Origin of the sequence: Actinocrinis sp., assembly GCF_035650855.1 — a bacterium.
In the GTDB taxonomy this organism is placed as follows: Bacteria; Actinomycetota; Actinomycetes; order Streptomycetales; family Catenulisporaceae; genus Actinocrinis.
Genome location: NZ_DASRGV010000384.1, coordinates 14,278 through 31,689 on the forward strand (window position 1 = coordinate 14,278; position 17,412 = coordinate 31,689).

Annotated in this window: 19 protein-coding genes; 4 read left to right on the forward strand and 15 right to left on the reverse strand. The window is 72.3% G+C overall.

What is annotated here, in order from left to right; genetic code table 11:
* Positions 1 to 143: 143 nt before the first annotated feature.
* Together VFB40_RS27045 and VFB40_RS27050 are read left to right on the forward strand one after the other, a co-directional pair.
* Positions 144 to 818 carry a phosphotransferase gene (locus VFB40_RS27045; protein ID WP_324855637.1) on the forward strand — a complete coding sequence of 225 codons (675 nt, stop codon included), beginning with the start codon at positions 144 to 146 and terminating at the stop codon, positions 816 to 818.
* Positions 815 to 1,705, forward strand: coding sequence for a pentapeptide repeat-containing protein (locus tag VFB40_RS27050; RefSeq protein WP_324855601.1), 891 nt, complete (start codon positions 815 to 817; stop codon positions 1,703 to 1,705). Before VFB40_RS27045 ends, VFB40_RS27050 begins: the two co-directional genes overlap by 4 nt.
* Here VFB40_RS27050 and VFB40_RS27055 read toward each other — a convergent pair.
* From VFB40_RS27055 to VFB40_RS27125, 15 genes are all read right to left on the reverse strand, one after another.
* Complete coding sequence (locus VFB40_RS27055; RefSeq protein WP_324855603.1) at positions 1,692 to 2,840, reverse strand: NADase-type glycan-binding domain-containing protein; 1,149 nt, start codon at positions 2,838 to 2,840, stop codon at positions 1,692 to 1,694. The two genes, VFB40_RS27050 and VFB40_RS27055, sit on opposite strands and share 14 nt — an antisense overlap.
* Positions 2,837 to 3,472 (reverse strand): phage tail protein, encoded by a 636-nt coding sequence (locus VFB40_RS27060; RefSeq protein WP_324855605.1) that lies wholly within the window; start codon positions 3,470 to 3,472, stop codon positions 2,837 to 2,839. Before VFB40_RS27060 ends, VFB40_RS27055 begins: the two co-directional genes overlap by 4 nt.
* Positions 3,473 to 5,461, reverse strand: a complete 1,989-nt coding sequence (locus tag VFB40_RS27065) for a putative baseplate assembly protein (protein ID WP_324855607.1) — start codon at positions 5,459 to 5,461, stop codon at positions 3,473 to 3,475.
* 6 nt (positions 5,462 to 5,467) lie between these two features.
* Positions 5,468 to 5,872 (reverse strand): gp25 family contractile injection system sheath assembly initiator, encoded by a 405-nt coding sequence (locus tag VFB40_RS27070; protein WP_324855609.1) that lies wholly within the window; start codon positions 5,870 to 5,872, stop codon positions 5,468 to 5,470.
* Positions 5,873 to 5,877: 5 nt separating this feature from the next.
* Entirely contained in the window at positions 5,878 to 6,270 is a 393-nt protein-coding gene (locus VFB40_RS27075) for a PAAR domain-containing protein (protein ID WP_324855611.1), read from the reverse strand.
* Between the two features lie 63 nt (positions 6,271 to 6,333).
* Positions 6,334 to 8,106 (reverse strand): VgrG-related protein, encoded by a 1,773-nt coding sequence (locus VFB40_RS27080; protein WP_324855613.1) that lies wholly within the window; start codon positions 8,104 to 8,106, stop codon positions 6,334 to 6,336.
* On the reverse strand, positions 8,103 to 8,789 hold the full coding sequence (locus VFB40_RS27085) for a CIS tube protein (protein WP_324855615.1): 687 nt from the start codon (positions 8,787 to 8,789) through the stop codon (positions 8,103 to 8,105). The genes VFB40_RS27080 and VFB40_RS27085 overlap by 4 nt, the downstream gene beginning before the upstream one ends.
* Positions 8,786 to 9,220, reverse strand: coding sequence for a phage tail protein (locus VFB40_RS27090; protein WP_324855617.1), 435 nt, complete (start codon positions 9,218 to 9,220; stop codon positions 8,786 to 8,788). The genes VFB40_RS27085 and VFB40_RS27090 overlap by 4 nt, the downstream gene beginning before the upstream one ends.
* 65 nt (positions 9,221 to 9,285) lie before the next feature.
* Positions 9,286 to 9,999 carry a hypothetical protein gene (locus VFB40_RS27095; protein ID WP_324855620.1) on the reverse strand — a complete coding sequence of 238 codons (714 nt, stop codon included), beginning with the start codon at positions 9,997 to 9,999 and terminating at the stop codon, positions 9,286 to 9,288.
* A 1,225-nt stretch (positions 10,000 to 11,224) separates the two neighbouring features.
* Positions 11,225 to 11,446 (reverse strand): DUF6760 family protein, encoded by a 222-nt coding sequence (locus VFB40_RS27100; RefSeq protein ID WP_324855621.1) that lies wholly within the window; start codon positions 11,444 to 11,446, stop codon positions 11,225 to 11,227.
* Positions 11,443 to 11,895, reverse strand: a complete 453-nt coding sequence (locus tag VFB40_RS27105) for a hypothetical protein (RefSeq protein ID WP_324855623.1) — start codon at positions 11,893 to 11,895, stop codon at positions 11,443 to 11,445. Before VFB40_RS27105 ends, VFB40_RS27100 begins: the two co-directional genes overlap by 4 nt.
* Positions 11,895 to 12,335, reverse strand: a complete 441-nt coding sequence (locus VFB40_RS27110) for a phage tail protein (protein WP_324855625.1) — start codon at positions 12,333 to 12,335, stop codon at positions 11,895 to 11,897. The genes VFB40_RS27105 and VFB40_RS27110 overlap by 1 nt, the downstream gene beginning before the upstream one ends.
* Positions 12,336 to 12,386: 51 nt before the next feature.
* A complete protein-coding gene (locus tag VFB40_RS27115; protein WP_324855627.1) occupies positions 12,387 to 13,919 on the reverse strand; it encodes a phage tail sheath family protein in 1,533 nt (510 codons plus the stop codon).
* Positions 13,920 to 14,153: 234 nt separating this feature from the next.
* Complete coding sequence (locus VFB40_RS27120; RefSeq protein ID WP_324855629.1) at positions 14,154 to 14,648, reverse strand: hypothetical protein; 495 nt, start codon at positions 14,646 to 14,648, stop codon at positions 14,154 to 14,156.
* 17 nt (positions 14,649 to 14,665) lie between these two features.
* Positions 14,666 to 15,589 (reverse strand): Pvc16 family protein, encoded by a 924-nt coding sequence (locus tag VFB40_RS27125; RefSeq protein WP_324855631.1) that lies wholly within the window; start codon positions 15,587 to 15,589, stop codon positions 14,666 to 14,668.
* A 168-nt stretch (positions 15,590 to 15,757) separates the two neighbouring features.
* Between VFB40_RS27125 and VFB40_RS27130 the strand changes: the two genes are divergently transcribed.
* Complete coding sequence (locus tag VFB40_RS27130; protein ID WP_324855633.1) at positions 15,758 to 17,158, forward strand: COG1470 family protein; 1,401 nt, start codon at positions 15,758 to 15,760, stop codon at positions 17,156 to 17,158.
* Positions 17,155 to 17,412: hypothetical protein (locus VFB40_RS27135; RefSeq protein ID WP_324855635.1), on the forward strand; the 258-nt coding region annotated here is incomplete at its 3' end. The genes VFB40_RS27130 and VFB40_RS27135, both read left to right, overlap by 4 nt.

The window sequence follows — 17,412 nt, forward strand, 5'->3', positions numbered from 1 at the left end:
ACGGCCACGGCTTCGCGGCGGTCAGCGCTGACCGCCGCGAAGCCGCAGGTGACGGCGGCTCGCGCACGCTCGCGGGTTGCTAAGCTGCCGGGCGTGGAGGAGAACGTGACGGGGAGAGGACGGTCGGCGCGCCCGGGCGTCTGCTGGGGCACGGCCGCGACGCGGTCGTCTACGACCTCGGCGACGGCAGCGTGCTGCGCCGCTACCGCGTCGATTACGACCATTCGAACGAGGTCGCGGCGCTGCGGCACCTGCACGCGCAAGGCTTCCCCGTGCCGCGGCTGATCGCCGGGGAGGCAGACGGCCGGGACATGATCTTCGAGCGGATCGACGGCCCGACGATGCTGCGCGAGATGATGCGCCGCCCCTGGCTGGCCGGACGCTACGCGCGGCAGCTCGCTGATCTGCACCGCAGGCTGCACGCGATCACTGCGCCCTCCGGCCTGCGGGAACTCGGAAGAGAGGGCGATGGTGCGGACGACCGTACCGTGCTGCATATGGACCTGCACCCGGACAACGTCCTGCTCTCGCCGAACGGCCCGGTCGTGATCGACTGGTCGAACGCGTCCGCCGGGCCCGCCGGACTGGACATCGCGCAGACCGTCGTGATCATGACCGTGGCCGAGGTCGGGACCATACCCTGGGCGCTGCGGCCCGCGGTGTGGCTGATGCGCCGAGTCTTCTTGCGGGCGTTCCGAGCCGCCGCGCACGTCGACCCCGCGCCGCACTACGCCGAGGTGTGCCGGGCCAGGCTCCGCGACCCGAACCTGCTCCCGGTGGAGCTGCGGCGGATCAACGAGCTGCTGGCGCGGGCATGACAGTGCACGACAACACAGCGCGGGACAACACAGCGCGGGACAACACAGCGCGGGACAACACAGCGCGAGACGGTCGCGATCGGCTCGGTCTGCGCGCGGACTGCGCCAACTGCTTCGCGCTGTGCTGCGTCGCGCTGAACTTCACCAAGTCGGCCGACTTCGCCCTCGACAAACCGGCCGGGCGGCCGTGCCGGAACCTGCGCGACGACGACCGCTGCGGCATCCATGCGCGGCTGCGCGAGAGCGGTTTTTCGGGCTGCACCGTCTTCGACTGCTTCGGAGCGGGCCAGAAGGTCTCACAACACACCTTCCGCGCAGTCAGCTGGCGTCAGGACCCGGATACCGCACGCCGGATGTTCGCGGTCTTCCCGGTGATGCGGCAGCTTCACGAACTGCTCTGGTATCTCACGGACGCGCTCGCCCTCCCGGCGGCGGAGCCGATCCACGCCGAGCTTAGCCGCGCGCTCGACGAGACGGATCAGCTCACGTATTCCGACGCGCAGACCGTTACGGGCGTAGACGTCGCGGCGTTGCGCGATCGGATCAATGTGCTGCTTACCCGCGCGAGCGAACTGGCCCGCGCCGAAGCCCCCGGGCGCGAACGCAGTCACCGGGGTGCGGATCTGATCGGCGCGCGGCTCGCCGGATCAGATTTGCGCGGCGCGAGCCTGCGCGGCGCGCTCCTCGTGGCGGCCGACCTGCGCGGCGCCGACCTGCGACTGGCCGACGTGATCGGGGCGGACCTGCGTGACGCCGACCTTCGCGGAGCGGACCTGAGCGGGTGCCTGTTCCTGACGCAGGCCCAGCTCGACTCCGCGAAGGGCGACGCCGCGACCCGGCTCGGCCCGGGGTTCGCCCGCCCGGCGCACTGGCTCAGCCCTGCTTGACGAAGAACTCCAGGTCCCGGATGGCCAGGTCGTGCTGCTTCTGGCCCGGGTAGGCGTCCTTGACGGTGATCGTCACGCTGGTCACGTGCCGCAGCGTGGCGCCGCGGCTCTGGAAATCGGCCGAGTCGTCGAAGGACAGCGTTTCCGGTGATCCGCCCGCGGCCGTCACCACCAGGTCGTGCGGCCGGGCGAAGGCGCGGAAGTTCTGCGCGTCCGCGCCGGACAGGATGCCGATCTGGTCGATGTCCACCGGGGTGGCGAAGGTGACCGTCAGCGTCTCGCCGACTCCGTCAGGATGCTGCGAACTGGCCCAGTAGGTGTTGTTGAGCCCGTCGATCGCGAGCGCCGCGCCGTGGTCCTTCTGCGAGAGCGCCGCGGCGCCGACCGGCGTGACGTTGGCGTAGTGCTGATTCACCCGCGCCTTCGCCTTGCCCAGCAGGCTGTTGACCTCGTTCGTCACCCAGGTGCGGGCCGGGCCGAGGCCGATGCCCGCGAGCCCCGCGATGATCAGGATCGGCGCGAGCTTGCCCAGCTTGATGTGCCGGGGCAGGCGCAGCCGCCGCTTGCCCGACGGGCCGGAACCGCCGCCCTGGTGATCGCGGAATCCGCTCGGCCGCTGCCCGGCGGCGAATTCGCGGCGCCGGCCGGTGATCCGGTCGATCAGCCGCCGCCACCAGCCGCGCCGCTGCTGCGCGGCGAGCGCGGGCAGTTGCAGCATCGCGCCGCAGGACCGGCAGAAGCGCCGCTCCTGCGGGTTGCGCACGCCGCAGGCCTGGCAGTAGGGACCGTCGTAATCGGGCTCCGACTGCACTGGGACCGGGTCGGCCCGTCGTGCTTCGGCCGCCGGCGTCCAGCCCTGCGCACCGCCGCCTTGACCGATACCGCCTTGGGCGATACCGCCCTGGTACGCGCCTGCCTGGTACGGGCTGCCCTGCGGCTCGGCCTGCGCCGCGCCCGCGCCTGCAGCCGCGGTGGCCGGTATCGGTGGCACGGTTTGGCCGGTCGGCGCGGTCTGCACCGTCGGCAGCACTTGCGTCTCGACCCGCTCGCCGGACCAGTCGAGCAGCGCCCCGCAGGAGGAGCAGAAGCCGTCGCGCGAGGGCGCGCTGTTCCCGCATTCCCGACACAGAATCATGATTCGCCTCCGTAAGTTCTCGCCCCCTGCGGACGGGCCCGGTGCGGCCGGGTCGTCTCCCCGGCCTCCACCACGTCCACCGCTATTGCGCAATGCACGCCCGCGACCTCCTCGATCGCTGCCCGCACCGATTCCCGCACCTGCTGCGAAGCCTGCGCCGCGCCGGGAACAGCCACCTGCACCCGGGCCGCGACCCGCGGCCAGTCGCCCGCCGCGGCTCCCGGTGCCGCGGACCATCTCGTCCCGCCCGGGTCATCCAGCTGCACCTGCTCGACCGGCACGCCAGCCGCGCGCGCAGCCGCCTCACGCACGCCCAGCGGGGTCCCGCGCCGTGCGTGGTCCCGCACCGCCGAAGCGATCCGGGTTCGTTCGGAGTCCGATCCCTGCCTGACCGAACCCTGATAACCGACGAGGTCCGCGAGCCAGGGCAGGAAATCCGCGGGAGCCAGGTACGGATCCAGATAGGCGTCGAAGCAGTCAACCGCCGTCACCAGCGGTGCGACCAGGTCGTCGAAGGCCGCGCACAGCAGCATGAACAGCGGATCCTCTTGATACACCGCCGGAATCGCCTGCCGCAGCGCGGACGCGATGCCCAGGACACCTGGCTCCGCATCGCTGATCAGACCCCTCATTCAGCTCACCCGGACCTGGTGGTCGTAGGAGAACGGCAGCATGTCCGGGCCCAGTTCGATGGCCGGCACCGCCTCCCCGCGCGCTCCGGTCGTCGGGTCGGCCGGGTAAAGCCGCGCCTCCTCGACGTAGTCCGCGCCGGGCACCGAGGCGAGCGCGGCATGCACGTCGCCGAGCGTGACCGCGCGGCCGAACGGCCAGCCGGCCCCGTCCGGACCGCCGTCGCGCGGATGCAGCCAGCGGTAGAGCGCGGCGAGCGCGGCCGCGCGCACCTCTTCGAGGTCTTCGGTGCGCCGCGAACGCAGCCGGACCGCCGCGGTCACGCCCTGATAGCGCGGCGGTTCGACCGCGATCCGCACGCCGACCAGGCGCCGCTCCTCCAGCGCCGCCGCGATCGCGGCCATGCTCGGCTCGTCCGGGGTGAGCGCGTCGAACGGAATGCGCCCAGATCCGTACCCTGACACGTCCGGAACGACAAGCATGTGCACCGGCTCGCCGGGGTCCGTCGGTGGAACGCACCGCACGCGTACCGCTCCCGAGACGGCCTGTGTCGCAATGGCCTCATAGTCCTCGGCGGTCACCGCGCGGTCCTGTCCACGCAGCGCCCGCGCGGCGCGCACCTTGGCTTCCGCGACCGTCTCGCCGTCGTGGCCGCCGCGGGCCGGCTGCCGATTCGTCACCGACGACACGTACGGAATCGCCGACCGCATCACGGTCAACCGGCCCGCGCCCACGTTGCCGACCGCGCCGCCGCCGGTCCAGTACTCGCGCATCCTGACCGTCGAACCCTCCGGCGGCACCTTGCCGTGGCAGCGCACGCTGCCGTCGCCGAGCCGCACCGCCGGCCCGAAGTCGATCTCGCCGGTCATCGGGTCGAGCACGAAGTGCGGGTCGTCCCGCTCGCTGGCGGCGAAATCAGCGACCTGACGCCACGCCTGCCAGCCCTCCTCGGAGGAGACCTCGACGACCGCAGGCTCGGCGCCGGGCAGGACCGGGGCGTGATGCAGCCGAAACCGTTGCCCCGCGGCGCCTTCGGCGGTACCGAGCACGTCGTTGGTGACGTGCTCGGCGTGGATCGCGTCGACGGTCCCGCCGACGCAGTCCGCGGTGAGCTTGGTGAGTGTCGGAGTCCTGCTGTACGCCGGGACGTCGGCCTCAGGCGTGGTCACCACGGCCCGAAGCCAGGCCGCGCGCACTCCGTTGATCAGGCAGTGCGTGTGCTGCGGCGGCAGGTGCAGCAGGATCTCGCCGGGCCGGTTCAATCCGCCGGTGGTGTCCCGCTCCACCTCACATCGCGCCCAGCCAGAGCTCTGATACGCCTCCCACTGGAGCGGCGGATGGTCCGGATCGACGCCGATACCCTCGATCCGGCTGTCCGTGCGCAGCGAGATCAGGCACGAGGGGGCTGCGTCGGAAAGCCCGACGTACAGCCGGTCGCCGGGCTGCGGCACCGCGGAGAAGCAGGCCGCCGGTTCGCCCTGGCGCATCAGAGGCCGCAGATCCCGCAGGTTGTCGGCGTTGCGGGCCGCGTCGTTCGCGCCGCCCGCCTCACCGGGCGCGGTGCCGACGGCCGGAGCCGCGCGCAGCTCGGTCAGGCTGACCGGGACGATGTTCAGCGGTGCGAGCGTCGCGAAGCCGATCGCCTCCTCGCCCGGAACCCGCGGCGTGCCGACCCGGTGCCCGGCCGGAACGGTCACCACGTCTGGGCGCGGTGCGGACAGCTTGAAGGTCAGGTCGACCCGCGCCGCGCTCGGCGGCCTGCGGGTGATGCCGAGCAGGTCGAGGAACTTGCGGTGGTGCCGCTCCGGGACCTGGTTGAGCCGGAATGCGAGCTGGTCGGCGATGGTGGCCACGGCCTCGATCAGGGTGATGCCGGGGTCGTGCACGTTGTGGTCGCTCCAGGCCGGCACGCGCCGGCGCACCAGGCGCTTGGCGTCGTCCACGAAGTCCTGGAAGCGGCGGTCGTCCAGATCGGGCGCGGGCAGCGGCATCGCGGCTCAGTCCTCGGGAATCGAGTAGAACGGGAAGACCAGGTTGCGCCGGTCGTTGGTGGCCTTGACCCGGTAGTCCACCGCGATGCGCAGGATCTGCGGCGCGACCGGATCGGGGCTCGCCGTCACGCCGAGCACGTCGATGCGCGGCTCCCAGCGGGTCAGCGCCGCGTCGACCAGCGTGCCGACCCGCCCGGCGAGACCGGCGTCCACGGTGTCGAAGATCAGCTCGTGGATCGGGCAGCCGAACTCCGGGCGCATCGGCCGCTCGCCCGGGCTGGTGCCCAGGATCAGCCGGATCGACTCGGCCACGTCGTCGTCGCCTTGCGAGAGCGCGAAGGCGCCCGTGCTGTCCAGCCGCAGCGGGAAGGCCCAGCCGCGCCCGAGGAAGTCCTCGGTGATGCTCGTCATCGCGCTCAGCCCCCGATCAGCACGGTCGAGGCGCTGCCGACCAGCGTGCCGGTCGGCTGCCCGCAGCAGGTCGCGCTGTCGCCGGTGCGCGCCGCCGGCACCCCGCCGAGCAGCACGCTGCCGCTCCCTGCGGCGATGACGGCCTGCTGCGTCGGCGGCGCGAAGAACGGGTCAGCCGGATGCAGGCCGACATGCGGCGGAGTGTTCAGTCCGGTCGCTCCCACGACGACCGCGGGCGAGCCGCAGATGAGCACCGTCGCGCAGACTCCCAGCGTGATCGGCGCCGCGAACGGCAGCGGGGGAGAGGGCTGCGGCGCTCCGGTCGCAGGGTTCGGCATAAGGTGCAGCGAGCACACCGCGTTCACCTGGTCGCCGCTGATCGCGGCCGGCTGTCCCATGGGGATTCCCCGCCCCTCTCCATCGTGCACTTATCGTCGAGACTGTGTCAGTGCATTGCGTCGCTAGTTGAGTTTGATGAGCTGCCCCGACACGCTGACCTGCGGTCCGCCGTCGATGGACGCCCCGGTGCTGCCGGACAGCTTCAGCTCGCCGCTGGCGGTCAGCTTCAGGTCGCCGCCGTTCGCGTTGAGCTCGATGTCGCCGTCGCTGTCCAACTTGAGCGGCCCGCCGGCGTGGATGGTGACCGTGCCCGAGCCGTCGATGACGATCTTCGTGTTCGTCGAGTCGAGTGTGATCGTCGCCGAGCCGTCGCCGGTGGCCAGCTTGATCTGCGAACCCTGATCGTCGTCGCTGAACACCAGCTGGTGCCCGGTACGCGAGCCGAGCACCCGGCGCAGCACCTGTCCCGCGTCGCCGTCCACGAGCTGGTCGTTCATCATCGGGTGGTCGGTGCCGTTGTAGAGGCCGCCGATCACGTAGGGGTCGCGCACATCGCCGTGTACGAACCCGACCAGCACCTCGTCGCCGACCTCGGGCAGCCAGGCCAGGCCGCGGCCGTCCCCGGCGCCGGGCTGCACGACGCGGGCCCACCAGGACTCGTAGTCGTCGGACAGCCAGGGGAAGGCCACCTTCACCCGGAACCGCTGGTCGGGATCGTTGATGTCGGTGACCTGGCCGATCACGAGCCCGGGCCACGGCCGTCCGCTGCCGCGGTGCGCCTGCTTGGTCGCACCGAGCGAGGTGAGACCGAGCAGCGTGCGCTCCTGACGGCCACTCACCGTGAACTCGGTGTGGTAGCCGGTCTCGTCGTAGCGGTGGCGCGCGCCGGACAGCACGTAGTCGCCGTCGTGCGGCCAGCCGACACCGCTGACCGAGACGGCCGCGCCGGGAACAAGCTTCGGATCGCCGAGCGCGAGCCCGGTCATCTCGGCGTGTGCGCCCGCGATCTGCTCGGCCACCGCCGCCGCGATCGCGTCAGCCTCCTGCTCGTCGCGCACCGGCCGGTCCGCCACCAGGAAGGGGGCGGCGGAGAACCGGCCGGCCAGCTCGCTCGGATCAGCGCCCGAATGCGCGCTCACCGTCGAGGTCTTCGCGCTGCCGCGCACCGGCTGCTTGGTCTCCGGGTTCCAGCCGCGCACCCACACCTCGCCGACCTGCTCGGCCGCGGTCACCCTGGGGGAGAGGCGCAGCAGATTGGCGCCCAGCAGCAGCTGCGCGGCCTGCGGCGGCGTCTCCACGTCGTCCAGCGCGCTCGGCGCGGTGTCGTGCGAGATCGGAGCGTGCCAGACCAGACGCCCGTTCACGACGGCCACCTCGCGGCCGCGCTCGTTGGCCCGCGCGCGCAGGAACTCCCAGTCGGTGAGGTTCACCTGGCCGACGTGCGGATGCACCGCGCCGTCGTCGTCGACGTCGCCCAGTTCGAGCCCTGCGTCGCCGGCGACCCTGCGCACGATGTCGCCGTCGGTCGCGTCGAGGAAGGTGCGGGTGCGCCGGCCCCGGCACAGCCGGTGCGAGAGGTCGTAGCCGCGCACCACGGTCCACGTGCCGGTCGCGTCGGTGTCCTGCTCGAGGCTGGTGACCTCGCCGACGAGCAGCGTGCCCGCGTCGTCGCCGCCGTCCGCGGCGGTCGCGCTGACCTCGATCCGGCCGCCGAAGTCGAAGCCGGCCCGGCGTACCAGGTCCCGGTCGTGGTCGAGGAATTCGAGGGCGAACATGTCCGGCAGGTGCAGCTGCGCGTCGACCAGGACCCTCATGAGCGAGTCCAGCACGTCGTCGGCCAGCGCGGATCCGTTCACCGTGATCCGCAGCCTGCCGCCGTCCCCGGCCGGGCTCATCGCGGATCACCGCCCACCGCCGAGAGTGCGACGGCCTGTGCGCGCGGCGGCAGCAGCAGCCTGGTTCCCGGCGGCACCCGGCCCGGGTCGTCGATGTCGTTCGCGATCGCGATCGCCCGCCACAGCCCCGCGTCGCCGTATTCGCGCTGCGCGATGGAGGCCAGCGAGTCGCCCTGCGTGGCCTGTGCGCTGCGCCGGCCGCTGATGCCGCCTGAGGTGGGGTTCGTGCCGGGCGTCGGCTGCGGTATCGACTGGATCGCCACGGTCGCGGTCGCCCGCAGCGGGACGCCGTCGTCGCCGAAGAGCAGGTAGTCGACCTCGACGTGGCTGAGGAACCCGATCATGATGAGGGAGCCCCAGCTGAACATGACCTTCGGCGGCGTCGAGTTGCCGGCCTCCTGCGAGATCTGCGTCGGCTTCGTCCAGTCCAGCAGCTGCTGGACCGCGACCGGCACCGGTGTGGCCGCGGGCCTGCCGTTGCGGTCGAAGGCGTTGAACAGCAGGTTGGCGGTCAGCGACTGCGGTCCGGTGCCGACGAACTGAGGCCGCGGATGCGCCTTCGAGTGGCGGGAGGGATGCGTGTGCCAGGTCGCGGACTTGGTGACCTTGACCGTCGAGGGGTTGAACTCGCAGGCGATCTCGCCGGGCTGGTCGAGCGTGGTCAGCTTGGCATAGGCGGTCACATGAACCCCCGGTGCGAGAGTTCCAGCGACTCGTGCGCGACGGCCTCGGCCTCTTCGCCGACCGTGCTCAAACTCGGACCGGAGTACTTGATCGGCCAGGCGTCGGTCAGCGACCAGGAGCAGACGGCCGCGCCGTTGCCGTCGAAGAGGGTGATGGTGACGTGCTTGGGGTTCGGCTTGGCCGCCTGCTCGGTGAACCATTTCAGGACCTTGCCGCTGTCCTTGTCGACCGGACGGCTCAGCTTCACGTTGGTGTAGGAGGGGCGGCCGGCCAGCGTCACCACCGGGCCGTCGCCGCCGCCCTCCTTCCAGGTGAAGGGCTCGTATTCGGCGTCCAGGCCCGCGCACCCGGTGAACAGCGCGATCTGCTCGCCGTCCACCTCCACGCCGAAGCGCCAGGCGAGTCCGGCCATCCCGAGCTCGTTCGCCATCGGTCCGGTCCTTTCAGTGCGGGTCGGTCAGTCAGTGCGGGTGGGTGAGTCGGTGAGTCGGTTAGTCAGTGCAGGTCGGTGAGGAACTGGGAGCGCTCGCGGTCGATCAGCAGCTCGCCCGCCAGGTGCCGGGAGAAGCGGCCGTAGAGCTGTCGCGCGAGCACGTCGAGCGCCGCCGGGTCGTGCGGAGTGGTCGCCGCGGCGACCGGTGGCCTCGCCGCGCCGGGCGCGCTCGGCCCCGGACGGGGGATCATGCGGCCGACCTCGTTCACCGAGTCCCCAAAGGCAGAGCCCTCGCGGGCCGAGCCCTCGATAGCGGACGCCGCGTCGGAGAACGCGCTCAGCTCGCCACGCGCCCGCCCCACCGCGCCGGCTGGTTGAGCCCGAGGGCTGCCGGGTCGGGAAGGGGCGGCGCCGGTCATCGTCGCCAGCGCGGTAGCTGCCGAGGTCGCGGCGGACGCCGGCGATGCCGAGACCGGCGCCTGGGCTGCGGACGCGGCGCCCGGTAGGACTGCCGCAGGTACGGCTCCTGATGCCGCAGCCGCGGTCGCGTATCCGCCGATGACTGACTCGGCTTCGCGCACCGGTTGGTCGACCGGCGCGGTTGGCGGCTGCAGAACGCTGATCGGTGCGGCGACGGGTACGAACTGTGTCGCCGAGACGAGCGGCGCGGTGCGGGTAGGCGGCGGGCTCGGCGCGGGCGGTGCCGGCGTAGTCGCCGTCGGCTGCGCTGCCGCCTGCCGCGTCGCCTGCGGTTCCGCGCCCGACTGCCCAGTCACCGGTGCAGCCGATGTCGACGAACCCTGCGACCCATCGTCGAACTCGGACGCCAACGCTTGTGTCTCAGCATTCTGCATCGCTGCACTCGAACCGGCCACGGCACCGTAGCTCGCATCGGCGGCCGCCGCCGCATTCGTGTCCGTATCCGCGCCCGCCGAACCCGCGACGTCGCTGCGCGGTAGATCCACGGGAGCGTTTGGCGTGACGTCTGAAGCCTGAACGCCCGCATCGCCGTTCGCCGCGGAAGCCTGCGCTCCGGTCGCGTCCACCAGCGGTTGCGCCGACGCGCGGGGGAGCGGGTTGCGTGAAACGAGAGGCGCGACGGCCGGGGCGGACCCTTGCGGGTCCGACCCCGACCGCGCCTCGCGGGGTGTGAACAGGGTGCCGAGGCCGGCGCCCGGGGCGTCCGGCGGGGATTCGGGCGTCCCCGGATTCGGCTCGGCGTGCACACCCCGGTCAGGTGCTGCTGCGGTCGGTCCGTCGGTCACGTCCGCGGGAACGGGGCGAGGGTCCCGCGCCTCAACGGCGGCCTCCGCGTCGGGCAGCGCCTGGCGAGTCTGTGTCGTGCCGCCCACCAACGGTGACAGCGATCGAACGCCGGTACCGGTGGACGGCTCCGTGACGCTCGCTGATGAGGGCACTGATGGTTCTGCTGGTAGAGCTGGGCTCTGGCTGCTGGTTGTCGCGCTCTGCTGCGCCGCCACTGGCGCAGCCGACAGCGAGGTACCCGTAGCGGTCGTCACCGCGGTGACGCGTGGCGATGCCGTGATTCGCGGCCCCGCTCCGGCCGGTCCTTGCCCCGACTCGGGGTGAGTCAGAGCCCGAACACCACCGAGCGGCGCGGTCGCCGACTCGGCGGGATCCGGCAACCGCCACACGAAATCCGCGGGCCTGGTGTCGAGCGGATCGACCGTCCGCGCCACCCCGCTGACCAGGCCGCCCGGCACGTCCGTGCGCACGTCGTGGCCGAGCGGACCAAGCGCCGGCGGGGTGTGCCACCGGCTCGGCAGCGTCCTGCTGAAGCCGGCCTCCATCGTGGACGGCATCGCGCCCAACACCGGCATGCCGCCGGGCAGGTCACGCCACGCCGCGGTTCGCCCGGCTACGCGCTCGACAGCCGGAGCGGTGTCCTGGACCTCGGATTGCCGGCCCTCGGATTGCTCGGCCTGCGTCGCAGGGCTCGAAGCTTCGCCCGACGATCGGCGGAACGGCCACCGCATCGCGTCACCAGCCGTCCTCGGCGCCGCCGCCGCTCGCGCCCGCGGTGGCCAAGCCTGCCGCCCTCGCCTCCGCCGCCGCGTTGACGGCCGCGTTGATCCCGCCGATGCGCGTGACGAAGTCGCGCCGCAGCGGGTGTTCGAGGTCGAGGATCGCGTCCAGCGGCCAGTGGAAGTGATAGGCGACGTACGACACTTCCTCCATCAGCAGGTCCGTGCCGTACGTCACGATTCCCCCAGGCGGCTCGCCGCGGGGCCGGAGCTGTCCACCGCGAAGTCGTGCTCGCAGGCCGGGCAGGTCACCGCGATGCGGGTGTGCCCCTCCGCGTTGATCCGCCGGTACAAGTCCTGAAGGAAAGCCAGGTCGGCCGCGAACATGCTCTCCACGACGCCCGGATTGATCGAGGAGACCTCGCCGAGCGACGTGATCACCCGGCTGAGCAGAATCACCGTCAGGTACGCCTCGTTCTCGCGCACCCGCGGATCGCGCAGCGGCAGGATCTCGTCGCGGGCCGTCGCCAGTCGCATCGTGCCCTGACGGTGCACCGCGCCCGCGCTGTCCACGTAGCCGACCGGAAGCGTGAACGCGAACTCCGTCCGCACCGCCGCCTCGCTCGACCCCGCTGATCCGGCTGTCCCCACAGCCGCCGTGCCTGACACCGTCGCCCCGGCGGACATCACTTCACCTCGAGCCTCTCGATCGTGATGACCACGGACTCGAGCAGCACCTGGTCGCCGCCGGCGCTCAGCTTGCCGACCTCGACCTTCGACGGCCAGCCCTGGAAGAAGTTGAACCGGCTCACCTCGCCGTGCGCCAGGTCGTAGAGGATGACCGCGCCGTCCTTGCGGGCCTCGTCGATCTTGCCCTCCTGCACGGTCTTGATCCAGTTCCAGAACGCCGGGTCGTTGACCTTGCCGCGGGACAGGTGGATGTCCTCGTACTTGACCGAGCCGGGCAGCTTCTGCAGCACCGGAAGGCCGCCGGCCTTGTTCGCCCGGTTCTCGATCACCCCGACCGTGATGCCGAGGCCGTTGACCTCCTTGAACTGAGCGATCGTCAGACTGTCGATCTCCACCGCGAAGCTGTAGTTCGTCAGCGGATCGGTGATCCCCGCCATCAGTGTTCTCCTACCTCGAAGGCCGCACCCTGAGGTGCGCCGGGTGCCGGGTTACTCGGACAGGGCCGTGCCGGTCGGCAGCTGCGCCAGCCGGAAGACCACGAACTCGGCGGGCTTGACCACCGCCAGGCCGATCTCGCACACGAGCCGGCCGATCTCGATCGACTCCGAGGGGTTGGTCTCGTCGTCGCACTTGACGTAGAACGCCTGCTCCATCGTGTCGCCGAACAGGCCGCCGTCCTGCCACACGGTGAACAGGAAAGACCGCAGTGTCCTGATGACCCGCTCCCACAGGCTCTTGTCGTTGGGCTCGAACACCACCCACTGCGTGCCGATGCGCACCGAGGACTCGACGTAGTTGTAGAGACGTCGAACGTTGATGTAGCGCCAGGCCGGGTCGCTGCTCAGGGTCCTGGCACCCCACACGCGGATGCCGCGCCCCGGGAAGGCCCGGATGCAGTTGACCCCGACCGGGTTCAGGTTGTCCTGCTCGGCCCGGGTCAGCGCGGTGGCCACGCCGATCGCCCCGCGCACCACCTCGTTGGCCGGCGCCTTGTGCACGCCACGGGTCTCGTCGTTGCGCGCCCAGATCCCGGCCATGTGGCCGCTCGGCGGCAGCGCCATCGTCTTGCCGTCGGGGCCGAGCACCTTGAGCCAGGGCCAGTACAGCGCGGCGTACTTCGAGTCGTATCCGGCCTCGTTCATCCGCCACTCGCGCACCTGCTGCGGGTTCAGCTCCGGCAGCGCGTCCAGGATCGCCATCCGGTCGCCCATCAGCTCGCAGTGCGCGATCATCGCGGTCTGCACCGCGCGCACGCCGTCGCGGTCGATCCGGCCGGCCAGGTACGCCGCCATCAGGTCGGGGACGCAGACCATGGTGACCGTGTCGATGGCCTCAAGGCCGCCGAACCCGGTGCGGTCGGCGCTGCTGCCCACGTAGTCGTTCGGGCTGACCGCGACCTCGGCTCCGGGACCGTCCACCAGCGTCACCACGGCGTTCGCCGGACGCCGGTCGGCCAGGCCGCCCTGTCCGGGCGCCTCGGCCAGCTCGACCAGCGTCGAGGTGGCGTTCACCTGGGTGACCACGTTCGTGCGGCCGCGCCGGGTGGTGACCGGCTCGAAGACCTCCTCGCGCCCCCCGCCCCGCACGACCAGTCGGAACGAGTCCTCGGGCGCGCCCTCCACGGCCACGTCGGTGACCTCGACGGTCACTTCGCCGCGGGTGATGCCGGCCTTGGCCGTGGCCACATACGCGACCGAGCCGGGCGTGGCGGCGGAAGGCAGTTCGGCGCGCGCGGCCGACGGCGTGCCGTTGCCCGGTGCGCCGCCGACGCGCACGATGTACGCCTGGCCGCCGCCGTTGAGGAAGTACCCGAACACGGCGTGCCCGAGGTAGGTTCCGGGCGCGGGCTCGCCGAAGGTGTTCGTGTACTGAGTCCAGTTGGTCACCAGGATCGGCGTGTGCAGTGGCCCGTCCGCGCTGAAGCCGACGAAGGCCGCCACCGCGGTGCCGACTCCCTCGATCGGGCGGGTGCCTGCCTCGAGCTCCTCGATGTAGACGCCCGGGGACTGGTAGTTGGGCATCGCTTGCTCTTCCTTCCGTCGGGCGATGTCGCTGCTGCTCGCAGGCCGTGTGCACGGCCGGTTGACTTGCGCTCTCGGCTCAGGGGCCGATTCCGGGCCGCGGCGTCGGCGGCGGCTCCGGAATCAGCACCCTTCGAACTTCGCGGTGCGCGGTTCGCGATGCGCTGTGCGCGTTCGCTGTGCGCGTTCGCTGTGCGCGGGCGGAGCTATGCGGTTCCGGGTGGATCGGCGCCGTCAGTACTCGCCGCCGTCCCCGCCCATGTCGCCGCCGCCCATGTCGTAACCACCGTCGTCGCCGCCGCCCATGTCCGCGCCGCCGCCGAGGTCTCCGCCACCCAGGTCGCCCCCGCCGAGGTCTCCGCCACCGAGGTCCCCTCCACCCAGGTCGCCGCCACCGAGGTCGGTGCCGCCGGCCAGCGCGCCGTCGTCGCCGCCGTGCACGAGGTTGTAGACGCCGTCGCCGATCGCGTTGCCGGCGCCCTGCAGCAGGTCGTGGCCGACCTGGTGCGAGTCGGGCAGGCCCACGTGCGGCGCGACCTCGTCGTACACGTCCTCGAGCGCGGTCGAGATGCCGCCGGTCGCGACGCCGATCGCGCCGCCCGCCATGCGCTGCGCCTGGTCGGCCGCGCCGTCCCAGTCGCCGGTGACCGCGTCGCCGATGGCCTCCGCGCCGTGGATCGCCACGCCGGCGACGTCGCCGATCAGCGGGATGTCTTCGAGTCCGCTCATGGTTGCTTCCCCTCTTGTCAGTTCGGTCCGGCTGCCGGCTCTGATGCCGCGTCAGCGGTCTGTGCGCTCGGCGGCGGTGCCGCGGTCGCTGCCGCAGCGGCGGCCGCAGGTGCCTGTGCCTCGGTCTTCGGTTGAGCCTGTGTCTGCGGCTGTGCCGGAGCTGTCGCAGGAGCCTGAGCCGCAGCGGTCTCCGGCACCGGTGCCTGCGGCTGTGCCTGAGCCGCGGCCGCAGGCGCCGTTGCCTCGGTCTTCTGCTGTTCCTGTGCTGGGACCGCCGGCGCACGGTGCTGCACCGTCTCCGGCGCGCCGGTTCCCGGGGCCGCCGCCGGAGTGGCGGCAGCCGCGGCGGCCGCACCCGCCTGCCCGGCCGCGGCCGGGGCCGGCCCGTTCGGCTTCGGCCCCACGGTGACCTGCGCCTGGCTGACCGCGGGCGCGGCCGGGAGGTCCGGCGCCGGCATCGCGACGGTGGCGGTCAGCTCGAAGCCGGCCTTCACCTCGCCCGCCAGGTTCAGGAACATCCCGCGCTTGGTGCCGGCCGCCGTGGTCAGGTGCACCTCGTGCGGCAGCTTCGCCAGCGCCTCGGGCATCAGCTCCCGCGGCACCGTCGGAAGCGCGCCGAAGCAACGCAGCACCAGAGCGAGAATCCGGTGCTCCATGGCGATCGGCGCGCCCCACACGGTGACCGTGTAGTGCAGGTCGTATCGCACGGCCGGCGGGCGATGCCCGACGACCTTTCCCCCCTCGTCGCGGACCTGCTCGTACATCACATCGCGGCGATGGGTGTTCTCCCTGATGTCGAACAGGAAGAAGTTCACCGCCGGAGTCTTGAGCGCCTGGATCCAGGGGCGCGCCGGCGGATCGAAGGTCACGGTCACCGCGGCGTTGCCGAGTACCCGCGTCTTCGTCACGGCGAGAAGCGCCTGGTCGGTCTCAAGGATCACGGGGGGAAGCGTGCCGCGCCCGGCCCGCGCCGCGGCAGGTCGCATCGGGCAGCCGAACGGTCCATGCGCGCTGCACTTTCGGGCAGCGCGAACGGGCGGCCGCCGGTGCCCGCCGTGCTGCCCGTCCGCGACTGCCGCCGCGAGCCGGCTCCATCTACCGTCGCGGCCATGGGAGCAGAAGCATCACTGACACCGGCCGCGCAGCCGGTCAATCCGGGCGAGGAAGCAGAGGTCGAACTCGTCGTCACCAACACCGGGGGCGTGGTCGACTCGTTCACCCTCGAGGTCCTGGGTGACCCCGCGGCCTGGGCGGTCGTCGAGCCGTCCGGCCTCTCGCTGTTTCCGGGGCAGAGCGAGACCGCGAAGCTGCGGTTCCGCCCCCCGGTGGACCCCGGGCTCACCCCCGGCCCCCGCCCCTACGCGGTGCGGATCACCTCCAACGAGGACCCGCAGCGGCCGCGGGTGGAGGAAGGCGTCCTCGCGATCGCGGGCGTCCCGGTGCTCTCGGCGGACCTTTCCCCGCGCACCGGCCGGGCCCGCGGCAAGCGGGCCGGCAAGTACCAGATCGCGCTCGACAACCGCGGCAACGCCCCGGTCCTGGTCGACCTGACCGGCTATGACGCGCAGGACCTGGTCGACGTCACGGTGGCGCCGCCCCGCATCGAGGTCGGCCCCGGCGCGGCCGCGTTCGTCACCGCCCGGGCCCGCGCCCGCCGGCGGTTCTGGCGCGGGCCGAGCGTGCTGCACCGCTTCACCGTCGCGGCCCGTCCGGTCCAGAGCCAGTCGTCCCAGTCCTCCGAGCCGTCTCAATCGGCCTCGCCCCAGCCGGCCTCGGCGCGGCCGCGGTCGTACGCGCCCCAGCCCGCCGAGGCCGGTCCCGGCACCGGGCCCGGCGCGGCCGCCCCGGCTCCGCTCGACGCGAGCCTCCTGCAGGAGGCTGCGATACCGGCATGGGTCGGCAAGGCCGCCGCGCTGGTGGTGCTCGCGGCGATCGCGCTGACCGCGCTCTGGTTCACGGTGCTCAAGCCGGTCGTGCGGGACGCGGCCACCGGCGCGGCGAACCAGGCGCTGACCGCGGCCGGAATCCCGACCGGCGGGTCCGCCGGCGGCGGGGGAGGCGGTGGCGGCGGCAGCTCCACTCCGCCCGATTCCGGCAGTGGCGGCGGGGCGTCGCCGAGCGGCAGCTCCTCCGCCTCGTCCTCGCCGTCCGCCACCACGCCGACCGTTCCGGCCGGCCCGACACTGCCCGCGCCGATCGCCTTCGCGGTGGATCTGAAGGCCAACGGCGCGCTCACCGCCGGGACGCACCAGGTGTACACGGTCACCGACCTGGTGCTGCAGAACCCGAACGGCGACACCGGCTCGCTGACCATCACCCGCGGCGGCAACACCCTGATCAGCACCCGCATGGAGAACTTCCGGGACTACGACCTGCACTTCGTCACCGCGATCACGGTCGGCACCGGACAGAGCCTCACCATCTCAGTGACCTGCGACAAGCCCGGACAGGGCAAGACCGCGTGCTCGCCGGCGGTCCTGGTCAGCGGCATGTCGCACACGGTCGCATGACCAGCCCGCGCTTCGCCGCCGGACAGCTCCGGCGGCGCGGCACGGCGCGTACCGGCGAGGTCCGCGCCGCGCGCCGCCTCGTCGTGGTCCTGGTGCTGATCGCCGGCGGGGTCACCCGCGGCGGCTCGGCCTCGGCCGACTTCTCCGGCTTCTCGATCCAGGCGCTGCCGTTCGAGACGACGCTCGCCCAGTTCCACACCATCAACATCACCTCGACCGTGCCGCCGCCGATCGAGGGGCCGATCACTCCCATC